Below are 15,689 nucleotides of genomic sequence, written 5' to 3'. Positions count from 1 at the left end.
CGCATGAATCGTGCTTATGCCGTGTATGGCCAAAAGGCGTTACGCGAATGGTCACTAATCCTGGCATTCGCATTTGTTATTCAGTATGCGGGGTGGGCACAGATTGGCAGTTGGCAATCGCACGTTAGCTATCGGTCCGGGCAGTCAGTTGCCGTTACCGCTACCACCGTTTACGCGGCTACGAAAAATGGCTTTTTTTACGTTGACAAGGCCACTAACGAAACGACTATACTTACCAAGCAGGATGGCTTAAGTGATGTGGGCATCAGTCGGCTGCTGTATCTCGCTGACCAGAACAGCCTGTTGATTGCCTACCAGAATGGTAATCTAGACTTTATGGCGCTGTCGACAACGGGTGAGCCCGCCGGAGTTCTGAACGTAAATACAATTTTTACGGCCCCTAATCTTCCGGCTTCCCGGACGATCAACCACATTAACCGTGTTGGCAATAATGCTTATCTAAGCACAGACTTTGGCTTGGTTGTTCTGGATGTGGTAAGACACGAAATCCGGGACACGTATTTCAGCCAACGGGCAGATGGTTCTGCCTTACCGATCTATCAGACTACCGCTACAACGGACAGTCTTTACGCACTGACAGCTTCATCAGCGGTAAGTGGACCCGGTCGGCGGTTTCAAGCAGTACGTTTTGCGGCTAACGTTAACATTGCAGACCCAGCGAACTGGCGCGCTATTCCCGTGCCTGACTCGCTGCTTGCGTCCGTCAACACGAGCGGGGGACGCTTGTTCATAACCGTTAATGGCCGGGGTGTTTACGAGCGGCAATCGAGCCGGTGGACGTTGATCCAGCCACTTGCCAATCCGATCATTCGACAATTTGCGGGGAGCAACGGATTGATTCTGGCAACAAACAACAGCGTAACGGTGCCTAACACGACGGCCATCACCAGTTCGCTGCTGGCTGATCCGCGAGAGGTGGTACAGGATGATAATACGGTTTGGATTGCGGATGCGCAGAATGGCCTACTATCCGGCAACACCGGAACCATTCTGCAAATTATTCCTGAAGGACCCTCACAGGATCAGTTCGCCAGTCTTTATACCTATTCGCAGACGCTGGTAGCTTTACCAAATGGACCGCAGGAGAGCAGACCAGTAAGTGCAAATCAATCGTCGGTGAGTGTGTTCTCGCTTCCGAATGGACGCTGGCTGAACAACGCAACGACAAACCAGGGACGGGGCTTTAACTCCGCTGCCTATCTGCCCAACGAGCAGAAGTTGTATCTGGGTAGTTACGGCGGAGGTTTGTGGGTTCAACAGGCTGACCAAACGGTTTCGGCGGTTGAGTTGCCTGCTACAATCGGCTTGTCTATCACGGCGCTGGCTACCGACACGGATGGAAATTTATGGATAACGACTACTGATAGTCAGCTGACAACCTTACACGTTCGCCGGTCAAACGGCCAGTTTCAGTCATTTGCTACCGTTAATCAGCCGGGTATTCTTCAGATTGTACCCGACGATAACGGTTTCTTGTGGCTCCGACTGGGTATAGGTGGTATCCTGGTTTTCGACCCGCAGACAAACCGCAGTCGGTATCTGACAACATTGAGTGGGCAGGGAGGATTGCTAACAACCGCTGTACGAACGATCGTGAAGGATCGGAGCGGGGCCATATGGGTTGGTACCGATCTGGGTCCTACCGTTTTCGACAATCCGTACGGAGCGTTTGATGCGGTTGTCAACGCGCAACCACCGTTGATCAACCGGCGTCGCTTGCTGGCTAATGAAGCGGTTACAGCGATTGCCGTAGACGGCGGAAATCGAAAATGGATTGGAACGCGAAACGGCTTGTATCATGCGTCGCCCGACGGTTCGCAGCTACTTGATACGTTTACAGCGGATAATAGCCCCTTACCAGACAATTCCATTCAGGCACTTGCCGTTGAGCCAATCGGTGGGCGTGTCTTTATCGAGACGGGTACTGCTGATCAACCCAAGGGACTGGTTTCCTACCAAGGGTCCGCGACTGAACCTGCTTCCGCTCTGGGTAGGGTGACGATCTTTCCTAATCCAGTTCGTCCTGACTTTACGGGTACGGTTGGCATCAATGGATTGACCGAAAACGCTACCGTAAAAATTCTGGATGCTGGTGGTCAACTCGTGTACGAAACTCGTTCGCAGGGAGGAACCGCAACCTGGAATTTGCGCGACTATCGAGGACGATCAGCACAAACAGGCGTTTATTTAATCGTTGTTGTCTCCGGCGATGGACTGGAAGGCGTAGCTGGAAAGCTAGCGGTTGTGCGATAGCCAAAAACAGCTAGCTTTAGAAAAAGTTGTCGCTGTACGGCTACTTATTTGTCTACACCCTTATTCCGATATATATGCTGCATCTGGACGTTCAGGAGGTAAGTGTGCTGCAAGACTACCTTCGCCGACGAGGCTGGCTTGATACCGAGGAAAGAATAGCATCGGTCGAACAATTGGGCAGGGGGAGAATGAACTATACGTTGCGGGTGACTACTGCCAATCGAACCCTGATTGTCAAACAATCGCAGACCTACGCAGAGCCGTTTTCAACGATTTCTGCACCAGCACAACGGGCTATTGTCGAAGGACGGTTTTACGAGCGGACGCAGCTTGTTCCTATGCTGGCGAATCATATGCCTCAGCTTCTGGGCGTAGATGAAGAAAATAATACGATTGTCCTCCAGGATTTAGGGGATGCGCGCAACTACACTTTTTTGTACCAGTCGAGTCAATTTTTGCCTGATGTGGAAGCCGAAGCATTGGCTTTCTTTCTGTCAGAACTACACCATCAGTTTCTGAGTCACACGCGCGAGCCGATTTTTGCAAATAGCCAAATGCGTGCGCTCAACCATGAGTCGATCTTTGTCACACCTTTTCTGGAAGATAACGGGGCCAATCTTGACGCTGTTCAACCCGGTTTGCAGCAGGTCGCAACAACATACAGACAGGACGCTGCCTTGAGAAAGGCCGTTAGACAACTAGGAGCGCTTTATCTGTCAGACGACGAACGTTCTAGCAGCAAGACTAGTAAACCGACAACGCTTTTACACGGCGACTATCATCCCGGAAGGTGGTTGCAGGTCGTTGCAGGGGAAACGACCGCTGTTAAAATAATCGATCCGGAATTTTGCTTCTACGGTCCTCCCGAATTTGATTTGGGCGTCCTTGTGGCCCATTTGATGATGGCGAAACAACCCTTCGCCGTACTGGACGTTATTTTGTCGAACTACGAAAAACCGACAGGTTTTGATGAGATGTTGCGGAAACAATTCACGGGTATCGAACTTGTCCGTCGGCTTATTGGACCAGCTCAATTGCCGTTGAACCTGTCGCTGTCGCAAAAGCAAGTGTTGCTCGAGGAGGCTCGTTTGATGCTTCAATAAGATAGGCCGACGTTGAAACGTCGGCCATGCCAATGAGTTCTATGAATAGCAACCCGCTACTTTTTATCGTCATTGCTAATTTTCCGACTCTGTTTCCCTCCCGAACTCATCTGGCCGAATTTGTAGTTAAGCGTCAGGCGGAATGAGCGGTTAACGAAAAGAGAGGTGTTCTGCGCCGTAAACGAAGGCGCAAACTGGTCACCCGTTATTTTGACGCTTCTGTTGAAGGGGTTATTCAGGTTTAGGGTCAGCGTAACTTTTTTGTCCATCAACTCTTTCTTGGCCGATATCCCGTAATAGTACCAGCCTGAGTTGCGGCTTTGAAGCGAGATCCAGCCCGAACCAACGTAGCCGTTCGCTTGGATGGTCAAGTCTTTCGGTAGTTTATAAGACGCGTTCGGCGTTGTGCTCCATACCCAGCCATTGGTGCGCTGGTTGAGCGCTACACTTGTCAGATCGACGTAGGTAAGGTCGCTGCCGATGCTCAGATTAAAGTTTTTATTAGGTTGTAGCGTGAGGTTTACGTTAGCACCGTAGCTGGCATTCCGACCGATATTCTGGGGAGATGATAACGCTGCGCCCTGCGCATCAACCGTCGAGAGCCACTCAATGGAGTTGTTCGTCTGCCGCCAGAAAAGAGCAGCGTTGAACGACATACCTTCTTTGCCAAAGGTATTGTACGACAATTCAGTGGCGTGGGTGAGCTCAGGATTCAGGTATGGGTTACCTGTCTGAACATTCTTTGGATCACTGTAATTACGGTACGGATTTAAGTACCAGATCAGCGGCCGCGAAATTCGTTGGGTGTAGCTTACCTTAAACGTGTGCTTGTCCTTCAGTGTTTTGGCGAGTGTAAAGCTCGGAATCAGGTTCTGATACTGATTGGTAAACCGGCTCTTCGTCGTTACAAAGTCGCCCTGGATACTGGTATGTTCGAGCCGGGTTCCGGCCGTCAGGTTCCATTTTCGCTTCGAATCGATCTTTAGGGATGCGTAGCCCGCCATTACCTGCTGATCGTAGGTAAACTCATTCGAACGGTTAGGGTCAATGGCATAACTACTTTCCATGCCTGTCAACGCTTGTTCAATAACAAACTCGCTACCGATGCCGCGCAGGATTGTTTTTGCCCCAACTTCGGCCTTGATCGTAAGCGTATCCCGTTTGGTACGGGCCGTAAAGGGATGCGCGTAATCGGTCTGGAACGTATACTCGTTGTTGCGGCTGAGGTTCGTGCTGCGTTCCAGGTAAGTCGGCACCTCCGACTGCATATCGTTTTGCGTAATGGTGTAATAGTAGTTGTCGGGCATCCGGGCGTACTGCGTTAGAACAGAAAGTTCCTGCCCGGATTTTTTGAATGACTTCGTCCAGCCGAGGTTAAACTCCGAGTTACCGTACGGATTACGAAACTTAATATCACGATGGTATTGCTGGATTACGGCACCTTGCGGATCCGTCAGACGGCTGTCGAGCGTACTATTCATTGGAAAGTTGCCGCCCCAGGCGTTGGCCGAGAAGTTGATGCGGTTGGTGGAGTCAGGGTCGTAATCAAAGCTCATTTCGCCGTAACCGCCCGTGCCCGTGTTGTCCCGGTAAGTGCTTTGATTGAGAACACTGGTTGGCTGGCCATCCGTCAATGCCGTCCGGACACTGTTGTTTTCAGCGATATTTCGATACTGATAACCGTTCAGCGAGATTGCCAGACCAAGTTTTTTGCCTTTGACGTTCAAATTACCACCCAACGAACGATTCAGATTCCCACCCGTGACGTTAACCGTGCCATTGGTGCCCTGTACGCCTTTCTTGGTGATGATATTGATGACACCCGCTGACCCTTCGGCATCGTATTTAGCGCCGGGGCTGGTAATAACCTCAACGGATTTTATAATGTTAGCGGGCATTTGCTTGAGTGCATCGGCCAGGTTCCGGGCCATAATCGACGACGGTTTGCCATTCACCAGCACTTTTATATTGCCGCTACCTCGCATTTTTAGATTGCCATCCAGATCAACCGTAAGCATCGGTGCTTTTCGCAGTACATCCACTGCCGTTCCGCCCGTATTTGACGCGTCTCGTTCGGCGTTGTAAACCAGTCGGTCGCCCTTATCTTCTACCAGGGCTTTCTGACCGACTACGTTAACTTCACTAAGATTGCGGCTATCGGGTGACACCACGATTTTTCCCAGATTGATGACAGGCTTTTCCGAGGTGATAGCAATCTTTTCAATCGTCTTGGTGCGGTACCCGACAAAGGAAATCACTACCTTGTAAACGCCGGTAGCCACTTTGTCAAGAACAAAAGCTCCCTGGTCGTCGGTTGTGACGCCGGAGACAATTTTACTGTCGCTGGTCTGTAGCGCTACTGTCGCAAAAGGAATCGATTTCGTGGTCGTTGAGTCCGCTAACGAACCCGTAACGCGCCCCGGATTGGATTGACCAATCGTAAGTAGAGGCACGAAAAAAAGTAAGGATAAGAATAGGTTTTTCATGAAGGGAGAAGGTAATAGTTTAGGTATCAGTGCCTAATGAGGTAAAGCTAAGTGGAGGTAAAGGAAGACAGTGTGTTGTTAGGAAAATTTAACAGTTTTATGAATGGTTGATCAGCCCTGAAAAGCGTTGTCATTGCGCAATAAGCGGTAGTAGAAACCATGTAAATCAAGCCGGTGGTAAGCATAAAGAGCTCTGAATCGGATGGGTAGATTCAGTCCAATGATGCAGAAAGCAGGACGCTGGTTGCATCATTTCCGTTATTTAGCAGAAGCTGAATGAAACTCTTTATCGGATATTGCGCGAAGCTGTCAACGATCATTTGACGAATCAGGGCATTTTGTCTAATTTTGATCAGTTTTTTAAGCGAATGTTCCCCAAAGCCGTTAGGTTATCGGGAGTAACATAAAACGAAATCAACCGATTCAGGATGAGAGAAATACAGTTCCGCGAAGCCCTGCGGGAGGCCATGTCGGAAGAAATGCGCCGGGATTCGAAAGTGTATCTGATGGGCGAAGAAGTAGCCGAATACAACGGTGCTTATAAAGTCAGTCAGGGAATGCTGGACGAATTTGGTCCAGAACGGGTTATCGATACGCCCATCGCCGAATTAGGCTTCGCTGGTATTGGCGTCGGCTCGGCCATGAACGGTCTCCGCCCCATTATTGAATTCATGACCTTCAACTTTTCGCTGGTAGCGATTGATCAGGTCATTAACTCAGCGGCTAAAGTAATGTCGATGTCGGGCGGGCAATATTCCTGCCCGATTGTGTTTCGGGGACCTACGGGCAATGCCGGAATGCTATCGAGCCAGCACTCACAGAACTTCGAGAACTGGTTTGCCAACACGCCCGGTCTGAAAGTTGTCGTTCCATCGAACCCTTACGACGCAAAAGGGTTGCTCAAATCGTCCATTCGTGATAATGATCCCGTCATTTTCATGGAGTCGGAGTTGATGTACGGCGATAAAGGGCAAGTGCCGGAAGAAGAGTATCTGATTCCGATTGGCCAAGCCAATATCGTTCGTGAAGGTAACGACGTTACGATTGTATCGTTCGGTAAGATCATGAAAGTGGCCCTGGCTGCTGCGGAAGAACTGGCCAAGAACGGCGTTTCTGCGGAAGTGATTGACCTACGTTCGGTTCGGCCAATCGACTACGCAACCATTATCAACTCGGTGAAGAAAACGAACCGTTGTGTCATTGTTGAAGAAGCATGGCCGCTGTCGGCGATCTCGTCAGAACTGACTTATAACATTCAACGGAACGCGTTCGATTACCTAGATGCGCCGGTCATTCGGGTTAACAGCATGGATTTACCACTTCCTTACGCGCCAACCCTGATCGAAGCCATTCTGCCAAACGTAAAACGTACGCTGCAAGCTGTTGAGTCGGTAATGTACAAGAAGTAATTTGACGGCTAAACTGTCTAAAAAGGAAAGAGCATTGCTATCACCAGCAATGCTCTTTCCTTTTTAGAATAACTCACAAAAAAAGCCTATCTGATTCGTCAGATAGGCTCATTATCGCTTAGTTGTAGGTAAAACACATGCACTCAGTGAAAAGTTTAGGTGTTGGAAAATAGTTAAATAATTTATCATAATAGTTGAGATAATGAAGAGTTTGGAAGAAAAAGCTGAAAAAGAGTCTAAAATCAGGCCAACAGGCCGAATTATATATGAAGTTACGATTCAGCATATCGGCTCACTGAACGCAATTCGACAACGGGAAACCAGTGTGATCTTTTTTTCAAACCTTCGCAAAGCCGTTGATGCAATAACGGCTGAACTGGCCATAACAAACTGGCCGCCCAAGGTAAACTATACTGCTGTTTATCGGGGCATCAAACAGCGAGAGTTTTACAGCTGTGATTTCGACGTGGCAGGAACGAAGGTTTTCCGGATAAAAATAGTAGCTCGCGTATTGAACCCTGCTCTGCCACGTCTGGGCATCGATGACAATCCTAATCAGTAATGTTAAGAGAGTACCACTTAATGAAACTATCAGAAATTAATGAGCCGCGTCTGCTTCAGCATTAACCGGCACACTTGTTTTTTTGATGGCCGTCAAGCCACCCTCTACATTGACAACGTTGTCAAATCCGCGCGATTTCAAGATAGAATTGGCAACCATAGACCGATAGCCACCCGCGCAATGAACGTAAACAGGCTGCTCGCGCTTGATTTCGGTCATATAATCGCTGAAGTAATCAAGCGGTAGGTTTCGAGCCCCTTCAATATGCTCAGTTTCAAATTCGCCTGGTTTACGAACGTCAACCACTGTAATTGCTGGATTGGCATGCCACCGGTCCGCAAACTCCTCTGCCGAAATCGACTCAATAGAATCAATTTCTTTACCGGCCTTCTTCCAGGTATCAAAACCGCCATCGAGGTAGCCGATACAATTATCGTAGCCGACACGCGCTAGCCGGACGATTGTTTCCTGTTCTAATCCCGCTGGTGTTAGTAGGGCAATGGGCTGCTTAAGGTCTGGTATCAACGCGCCGACCCAGGGGGCAAACTGACCATTCAAGCCAATATTGATCGAGTTTGGAATAAACCCATTGGCAAAATCAACGGCGTTGCGAACATCGAGAACCAGCGCTCCGGTTTCATTAACGGCAACCTCGAAAGCATCCGCCGAAAGCGCGTGGCTACCTCGTTGAAGAACTCGGTCAAGACTTTCGTAGCCTTCTTTGTTCAATCGGGCATTCTCCGCGAAATAAGCCGGAGCCGCCGTCAGACCAGTAAGAACCTGCTCAATAAATTCCGCCTTCGATTTGGCGCGTAGGGCGTAATTGAATCGTTTTTGATTGCCCAGCGTATCGGTCGTTTCTTTACTCATGTTTTTACCACAAGCCGAACCGGCTCCGTGCGCCGGATACACAATAACGTCGTCGGCCAGTGGCATGATCTTATTGTGCAGGCTGTCGTAAAGCATACTTGCCAGATCGTGTTCCGTCAGGTTAGCTTTAATGGCCAGGTCTGGCCGACCGACATCACCAATAAATAGCGTATCGCCCGTAAAAATAGCGTGGTCTTTTCCTGCTTCGTCGATGAGCAGATACGTCGTCGATTCGGTTGTATGCCCCGGTGTGTGGAGTACTTTGATCTGAACGTTACCTAACTTGAACAATTCGCCGTCCTGCGCGTGGTAAGCCTCATAACTGGTCTTGGCATTTGGCCCGTACACAATGGTTGCGCCTGTTTTTTGGGCCAGATCTAAATGTCCCGACACGAAATCTGCGTGGAAGTGCGTTTCGAAGACGTATTTAATAACTGCTCCGTCTTTTTCCGCTTTACGGATGTAAGGAGACGTTTCGCGAAGCGGGTCAATAATCGCTGCTTCTCCATTACTCTCGATATAATAAGCTCCCTGCGCCAGACAGCCCGTATAAAGTTGTTTAATAACCATAGCCTTAACTAGTACGTCGCTTACCGACTAATTATACAGTAGATAACTCTTTCAAAATCATGTAACAGGCAACGATCAGCACAAACCACCCAAATCCTTTTTTCAGGCGGTCGGGGGCAACAAAGCGCGAAAAGTACATGCCTGCGAAAATGCCAATAATGGATAAACCCGTAAACGGTAGCAGAAAATTCCAGTCCAGATCGGTATGGTGTATATCACCGGCAAAGCCAACGAATGAATTGATCGCAATGATCAGAATGGACGTGGCTACAGCTCGGTGAATGGGTAGACCGGCCAGCAAAACAAGCATCGGTACAATCAGAAAGCCACCGCCCGCACCAATGGTACCTGTCAATAGGCCAACGGCTAGTCCATCGAGTGAAAGAGAAAGATAACGAGGTTTTCCGTCGGCGGCTTCACCTTGCTCGGGCCGAGTGCTTCGAATCATCGCGCGAGCCGCGAGAAGCATAACGACGGCAAAAAAGTATAGGATAGCCTTACTTTTTGGTAATACGAAATCGTTGATCTGAAGCAAGGGATCTGGCAAGGCCGGAACCAGGAAACGGCGGCTTAGATAGATCGAAACAAAGGACGGCAAGGCGAAAGCTGCGGTTACGCGCATGTCTACGCGCTTTTGCCAGATGTGATGGATAGAACCGACCAATGACGTTGCGCCAACGACGAACAGTGAATAAGTCGTAGCCAGTACTGTTGGAATACCAAATACGTAAACAAAAATAGGAACGGTTAATATAGAACCCCCGCCCCCCGCCAGACCAATAACCAGTCCCACTAGCAAAGCTGATGCATATCCTGCCAACTCCTGTCCACTCATGGGCGTAAAATTACTCAATCCTTGATTGATCCATAAAAAAACCGCTCCCGACACGGAGTCAGGAGCGGTTTGCACTGCTTATCAGTTATTAAATACGCAGACTTGTTACTCTGGATTGTTTAAGTTACTGTGTTTGCGGCTGTACAGGAAGTAAACAATCAGACCCAAAGCGCCCCATACCAAAAAGGCAATTTTGGTGTCAACGCGCAGGTTCCACATCAGGTATAAGTTTGCCAGAATACCCAGCGTAGCCACAACCGGCAGAGCTGGTGTTTTGTAAGGCCGCTCCAGATTCGGCTCGCGAACACGTAGCAGCCATACGGCTCCGCAAATCATAGCAAACGCTAAGAGCGTTCCTGAACTACACAATTCAGATACTTTATCGATAGGAGTTAGGGCGGCAACGATAGAAACAATACCACCTACCAGAATCGTACTTTTCCAGGGTGTTTTGAAGGTCGGATGGATAGCGGCAAATAATCCTTTAGGCAAAAGGCCATCTTTAGCCATGCCCAGGAAAATCCGGGTCTGGCCAAGCATCATCACCAGCATTACGGAAGTCAGACCACCGATAGCGGCTATCGTGATTATGTAAACAGCCCATGTCAAGCCAATATCCGCGAATGCCTGAGCAACGGGAGCTTTCAGGTCGAGGTTATCATAACGGACCATACCCGTCAGGACCAGCGTTACAAGGATATACAGAATCGTACAGATGATCAGCGAAGCGATGATAGCGAACGGAACGTCTTTACGAGGATTGATAGCTTCACCGGCCTGCGTAGATACCGCGTCGAAACCGATGTAGGCGAAGAAGACGATACTGGCGGCAGTCACAATACCATTGAAGCCGTAGTGCTGCTGTCCTTCTTTCATAACCGCTTCGGGAATAAACGGAGTCCAGTTCGTCGTATCAATGTAAAAAGCGCCAACAACGATCACGAAGATAACCACCGCTACTTTTACAATGACGATCAGGTTGTTTGTACTGGCTGCTTCTTTAATGCCTTTTACCAAGATATAGGTAACGACCCACACAATGAGAAAAGCGGGCAGGTTCATGGCAAACGTAAAATCAGGTATGGCCTGACCGGCGGCTCGTAGCGCATCCGCCTTTTCGTGAGCTGTGACGGGGTCGTTCATCAACCACAAAGGGGGTTCTATGTGGAACAGATGAAGTAATTTTTCAAAATAACCCGACCAGCTAACGGCTACTGTCGTAGCTCCCATCATGTATTCCAAGACAAGGTTCCACCCGATAAACCAAGCAAAAATTTCGCCTACTGTGCCATATGAATAAGCGTATGCCGAACCTTCTACCGGCAAGATAGAAGCAAACTCGGCGTAGCAAAGAGCCGCGAATGTACAGGCTACGCCGGCCATCATAAAAGACAGCACCAGAGCGGGACCAGCCCACTGGTTGGCAGCGATTCCTGTCAATACAAAAACGCCACCTCCAATAACCGCTCCGATACCCAGCGATGTCAGCCCCCAACGGGTTAGGACGCGCTTAAGCTCACTCTTTTGCATATCTGCGGCATAGGCCGATAACGGCTTTTTGCGCATTATGCTGGTATTAACTGGTTTTAGTTTGGTTTCCATACAGGAAAATAGAGTTTGGTGATTACGGCTTTCAGAAAAAGATTCTTAGGCTAAAGCGCGAGGAAAGATAATGAATAATCAAATATGAACCAGAAAAAGCCGAACAGCGTCAAAACTGTTCGGCTTTTTGGTGACTCAATTTATTATGACTGCGATGGACGAATAAGCGGGGTTTTTGCTTTCTTCTCTTTTTTCGCAGTGAACTCTTCAGGCGTAGTTGCTTCTGCGCTGGTGAAGTCAGCCGGAATCGCGTCGAAGCCAGTTTTCTTTTCGATAGTTGTCGGCGTTCCGTTGTCTTTTTCCTGATCGTTGCTCAAGGCGTCAACCACAATCGGCGTTGCCACGAACAGCGACGAGTACGTACCAACAATGACACCGATCAGCATCGCGAAAGAGAAGCCCCGGATGGTTTCACCACCGAAAATAAAGAGTACCAACAGGACAAGAATGGTTGAGAAACCAGTCACCGCCGTACGGCTCAGGGTGCTATTCAACGCATTGTTGATGATCGTTGGAATACTTTCTTTCTTACCCCGGTTTTCGTTCAGGTATTCGCGAATCCGGTCGAAGACAACGACGGTATCGTTCATCGAGTAACCCATGATCGTCAGCAAGGCGCCCACAAATGCCTGGTCTACGTCAAGCGAGAAAGGCAGTAAGCCGTTGAAAATCGAGAAAATAGCGAGGATAATCAGTACGTCGTGGAACATAGCCACCACCGCACCGTAACCGAACGCCAGCTTCTTGAATCGAATCAGAATGTACACAAAGACGACCGCTACCGCCAAAAGAATCGACCATAAGGCCGATGTCAGAATGTCGTAGGCGATGGTTGGTCCAACTTTCTGCGAACTTTCGATGTGCGCCGGATTCCCTTTTAGGCTGCTCAAACCTTTGTAAATGGTCGCTTCGGCGCGTTTGTCAGCACCTGCCGAGTTATCATCAACCAGATAGGAAGTCGTTACTTTTACCTGGTTCGCGCCAATACCCGTACCGCCGTAGGTTTTAACCTCTGGTGATGCGCCTAAAACACCTTCCAGTGAATTCCGAACATCGTCGGTGGTAATGGCTTTTTCGAAACGAACCACATAGGACCGACCACCTTTGAAATCGACGCCTAAACCAAATCCTCTGAAAAGAACCGAAATGATACCCGCACCGATGATAACCGACGAAATGGTATAGTACAGCTTCCGACGAGAAACGAAATCAAAATCCGAATCGGCAAACAGTTTTTTCGCCCACGTCGAGCTAAAGGTCAACGTTTTGCCATTACGAATGTAGTACTCCAACAGCAGACGCGTAATAAAGATAGCCGCGAACAATGAGGTTAGAATACCGATGATCAGCGTTGTGGCAAAGCCAAGAATCAGACCCGTACCGAAGATAAACAAGACAATACCCGTCAGGAAGGTTGTTACGTTCGAGTCAATAATCGATGGGAGTGCGTTCTTGAAACCGTCGCTAACAGCTTGTTTAAAGGTTTTACCCAGCTCTAGTTCTTCTTTAATCCGCTCGAAAATAAGTACGTTCGCGTCCACCGCCATACCAATCGACAGTACGATACCGGCAATACCCGGCATGGTCAATACCGCCCCCAGCGAAGCCATGACGCCTAACAGGAAGAACAGGTTAACGAGCAAGGCGATATCGGCAATAACACCGGCCCGGTTGTAGTAGAATACGACGAATCCAAATACCAGCAGGATACCAACAACCGATGAAAGCACACCAGCGCTTACCGCTTCTGAACCTAGCGTAGCACCGACAACGCTTTCTTCGACAATTGTCGTTGGCGCTGGCAGTTTACCGGCTTTCAGTACGTTTGACATGTCTTTCGTCTCTTCAACGGTGAAGTTTCCAGAGATGCTCGACCGGCCATTCGGAATTTCGTTCTGTACGTTTGGTGCGGTATAAACCAGGTTGTCAAGTAAGATAGCGACCGGACGACCCACGTTAGCAGCGGTTAAGCTTTTCCATTTGCGCGCACCTTCCGCGTTCATGTTCATCGTCACCTCAGGACGGCCACGATCATCGTAGTCGTTGGTAGCGTCGGTAATTACATCACCTTCCAGTGGTGCACGGCCACCTGGTTTCTTGAGGAAGTAAAGGGGCAGAATCTCTTTTCCGTCCGTTGCTTTAAACGTTTTCCGGTCCCAGGCAAAAACAGCGTCGGCAGGGAACAGGCTACGAACTTCGGGTGCGTTCAGAACCGCATTTGCCCGAGCCGTATCTTTCAGATAAACCCCTAATTGGTCTTGTCCAACGGGCAGGAATAGCTGCGTTAAAGCTGTACCCTGCGCCGATGCAGCAGCGGTATCGCTTTTAGACGTAGAATCTTTCTTCGAACCTTGCGCCAACTGTGATTCGAGGCTGTTGCCCTGCGCGGTGGTACCCGTAGCCGGTGTAGAAGCTTTTGCCGTCGCTTTACGAGCGGTTTCTTCACGCAACAGATAAGAACCCATGCCTTCGATAGCCGGAGCCAGTTCGTTCAGGCGGTATACTTCCGTGAATTCGAGTTTGGCCGAGCCCGTCAACAGACGGCGGATCCGCTCGGGATTGTCTACGCCGGGTAGTTCGATTTGAATACGACCCGAACCTGGTAAACGCTGAATGTTTGGGTTAGCAACGCCAAACTTATCGACCCGCGCCTGGATGATCTGGAACGCACGGCCAAAAGCACCGTTTACTTCGTCGTTCAACAATTTCCGAACTTCGGTATCGGACGACTGGAAGTTGATTTTGCTGCGGTTTGCGCTGGTTGCGAAGATCGTAGCCAGTTTGGTGTCTGGAGCAAGCTTCTTGAAGTTGTTGGCAAACAGGTCAACAAAGCTCGTGTTGCTTGTCTTCTGATCTTCACCAGCTTGCTTCAGAGCCTCATTAAACTTAGGATCGCGGTTGTTACCGGATAGGCTACGAAGAATATCCGCTGGCGATACCTCCAGGACAACGTGCATACCACCTTGCAGGTCAAGGCCAAGGCCAAGCTCACGCTCGGTAACTTCCTGAAGCGTGCTGCCTAAGAAAACGGGCTCTTTCCAGAGCGAATCCAGATAGCGCTGCTCTTTGGCCCGGTCGAACTGCCCCTGTTTATTGGTTGCGTAAGCCTCCGCGTCGGCTTTGATACTCCGCGAGACGAACGTGAATGACAGGAAGTAAATGCAGATAGCAGCAATTACACCCGTCAGAATAAGTATTCCGGTTCGGTTTTGCATTGGTTTCCACGGTTTGTAGTCCGTGATTAGGATAAGTGGTACTTGATACGAAAAGAAATGGATGTCCTGACCTACGGGTCAAAGACACAATTGAACAGAGAACTAATTGAAGGATAGGCTAATACCTATTGCCCACGCCTGCGTTAGGGCGCGTTAGTGGCAATATGATGCCCGAAAACGTACTTGAAGTAAGAAAAATAAAAATGCGGAAGCGTGAAATGCCGGAGCAAAGGAACGCTCAACAGCAATAAGATAACGAGCGTTGGAGCCGGAAGTAAAAAGGCCGTTTGGCTCCCTCCGTCTAACGTAACTGCCGGTGCAACGACCGCTTCAAAGTGGGCCGTACTCAGTTGGGCATCCGATGATTTGGAATCCGTCGATTTGCCCGCTTTGCTGTGTTCGGCAACCGCTTTTTTGGTAACTAACGCTTGGTGTTCAACAAGGCCACCATGACCCCATACTGCCGAAAACAGCAGCAGTGAAGCCAGTAGAATACCTGAAAGACGTTGTATGACGCGCGGTTGCTTCATAAATTCCTTTAGCGGATAACAAATTTCGTATGTTTTTCAATAGAAAGCAAATGTCATTCGCATTTTAGGCACCGGGACAATTTTTTAGCAAGCGGACGCGGTCAAAGACCAAATAGAGAAGTTGTGAATTGCCAAATAGAATAATGTTGAGTAAATGCATATTCCTCCAGACGGGCTTGTATACGAGTATATCGAAGGCGTAATTCTATTCTGTTTTGGGAAACGAATGTCAA

Annotated in this window: 10 protein-coding genes; 4 read left to right on the top strand and 6 right to left on the bottom strand. The window is 49.1% G+C overall.

Annotated features, from left to right (window positions below):
* Positions 1-3 precede the first annotated feature (3 nt).
* Complete coding sequence (porZ, locus tag M0L20_RS08615; protein WP_248476494.1) at positions 4-2,274, top strand: type IX secretion system anionic LPS delivery protein PorZ; 2,271 nt, start codon at positions 4-6, stop codon at positions 2,272-2,274.
* A 74-nt stretch (positions 2,275-2,348) separates the two neighbouring features.
* On the top strand, positions 2,349-3,377 hold the full coding sequence (locus M0L20_RS08610) for a phosphotransferase (RefSeq protein ID WP_248476493.1): 1,029 nt from the start codon (positions 2,349-2,351) through the stop codon (positions 3,375-3,377).
* A gap of 56 nt (positions 3,378-3,433) precedes the next feature.
* Here M0L20_RS08610 and M0L20_RS08605 read toward each other — a convergent pair whose 3' ends face one another.
* Entirely contained in the window at positions 3,434-5,863 is a 2,430-nt protein-coding gene (locus M0L20_RS08605) for a TonB-dependent receptor (RefSeq protein ID WP_248476492.1), read from the bottom strand.
* A 428-nt stretch (positions 5,864-6,291) separates the two neighbouring features.
* On the opposite strand from M0L20_RS08605, the gene M0L20_RS08600 reads away from it, so the two are divergent.
* Together M0L20_RS08600 and M0L20_RS08595 are read left to right on the top strand one after the other, a co-directional pair.
* Positions 6,292-7,272 (top strand): pyruvate dehydrogenase complex E1 component subunit beta, encoded by a 981-nt coding sequence (locus M0L20_RS08600; protein ID WP_232560396.1) that lies wholly within the window; start codon positions 6,292-6,294, stop codon positions 7,270-7,272.
* 202 nt (positions 7,273-7,474) lie between these two features.
* On the top strand, positions 7,475-7,834 hold the full coding sequence (locus tag M0L20_RS08595; RefSeq protein WP_232560395.1) for a hypothetical protein: 360 nt from the start codon (positions 7,475-7,477) through the stop codon (positions 7,832-7,834).
* Positions 7,835-7,870: 36 nt separating this feature from the next.
* On the opposite strand, the gene M0L20_RS08590 is transcribed toward M0L20_RS08595, so the two are convergent.
* The 5 genes from M0L20_RS08590 to M0L20_RS08570 form a co-directional block, all read right to left on the bottom strand.
* Entirely contained in the window at positions 7,871-9,274 is a 1,404-nt protein-coding gene (locus tag M0L20_RS08590) for an MBL fold metallo-hydrolase (RefSeq protein WP_248476491.1), read from the bottom strand.
* A gap of 31 nt (positions 9,275-9,305) precedes the next feature.
* Entirely contained in the window at positions 9,306-10,109 is an 804-nt protein-coding gene (locus M0L20_RS08585; protein ID WP_232560393.1) for a sulfite exporter TauE/SafE family protein, read from the bottom strand.
* Positions 10,110-10,214: 105 nt separating this feature from the next.
* Positions 10,215-11,711 carry an APC family permease gene (locus M0L20_RS08580; protein ID WP_232560392.1) on the bottom strand — a complete coding sequence of 499 codons (1,497 nt, stop codon included), beginning with the start codon at positions 11,709-11,711 and terminating at the stop codon, positions 10,215-10,217.
* Positions 11,712-11,854: 143 nt separating this feature from the next.
* Positions 11,855-14,926: a protein translocase subunit SecDF gene (secDF, locus tag M0L20_RS08575; protein WP_248476490.1), complete on the bottom strand. Its 3,072-nt coding sequence runs from the start codon at positions 14,924-14,926 to the stop codon at positions 11,855-11,857.
* 143 nt (positions 14,927-15,069) lie between these two features.
* Positions 15,070-15,456, bottom strand: a complete 387-nt coding sequence (locus tag M0L20_RS08570) for a hypothetical protein (RefSeq protein ID WP_232560390.1) — start codon at positions 15,454-15,456, stop codon at positions 15,070-15,072.
* Between the last annotated feature and the right edge of the window lie 233 nt (positions 15,457-15,689).

Origin of the sequence: Spirosoma liriopis (assembly GCF_023196085.1) — a bacterium.
Lineage (GTDB): Bacteria > Bacteroidota > Bacteroidia > Cytophagales > Spirosomataceae > Spirosoma > Spirosoma oryzicola.
Note: the sequence above shows the minus strand (reverse complement) of the source record. Positions and strands in the feature narration are given on the sequence as shown.

Bases quoted from the DNA above. Each gene is read 5' to 3' on its own strand.
- M0L20_RS08590 (WP_248476491.1), bottom strand. From the start codon at position 9,274: ATGGTTATTAAACAACTTTATACGGGCTGTCTGGCGCAGGGAGCTTAT.
- secDF (WP_248476490.1), bottom strand. From the start codon at position 14,926: ATGCAAAACCGAACCGGAATACTTATTCTGACGGGTGTAATTGCTGCT.
- M0L20_RS08570 (WP_232560390.1), bottom strand. From the start codon at position 15,456: ATGAAGCAACCGCGCGTCATACAACGTCTTTCAGGTATTCTACTGGCT.
- porZ (WP_248476494.1), top strand. From the start codon at position 4: ATGAATCGTGCTTATGCCGTGTATGGCCAAAAGGCGTTACGCGAATGG.
- M0L20_RS08600 (WP_232560396.1), top strand. From the start codon at position 6,292: ATGAGAGAAATACAGTTCCGCGAAGCCCTGCGGGAGGCCATGTCGGAA.
- M0L20_RS08605 (WP_248476492.1), bottom strand. From the start codon at position 5,863: ATGAAAAACCTATTCTTATCCTTACTTTTTTTCGTGCCTCTACTTACG.
- M0L20_RS08585 (WP_232560393.1), bottom strand. From the start codon at position 10,109: ATGAGTGGACAGGAGTTGGCAGGATATGCATCAGCTTTGCTAGTGGGA.
- M0L20_RS08610 (WP_248476493.1), top strand. From the start codon at position 2,349: ATGCTGCATCTGGACGTTCAGGAGGTAAGTGTGCTGCAAGACTACCTT.
- M0L20_RS08595 (WP_232560395.1), top strand. From the start codon at position 7,475: ATGAAGAGTTTGGAAGAAAAAGCTGAAAAAGAGTCTAAAATCAGGCCA.
- M0L20_RS08580 (WP_232560392.1), bottom strand. From the start codon at position 11,711: ATGGAAACCAAACTAAAACCAGTTAATACCAGCATAATGCGCAAAAAG.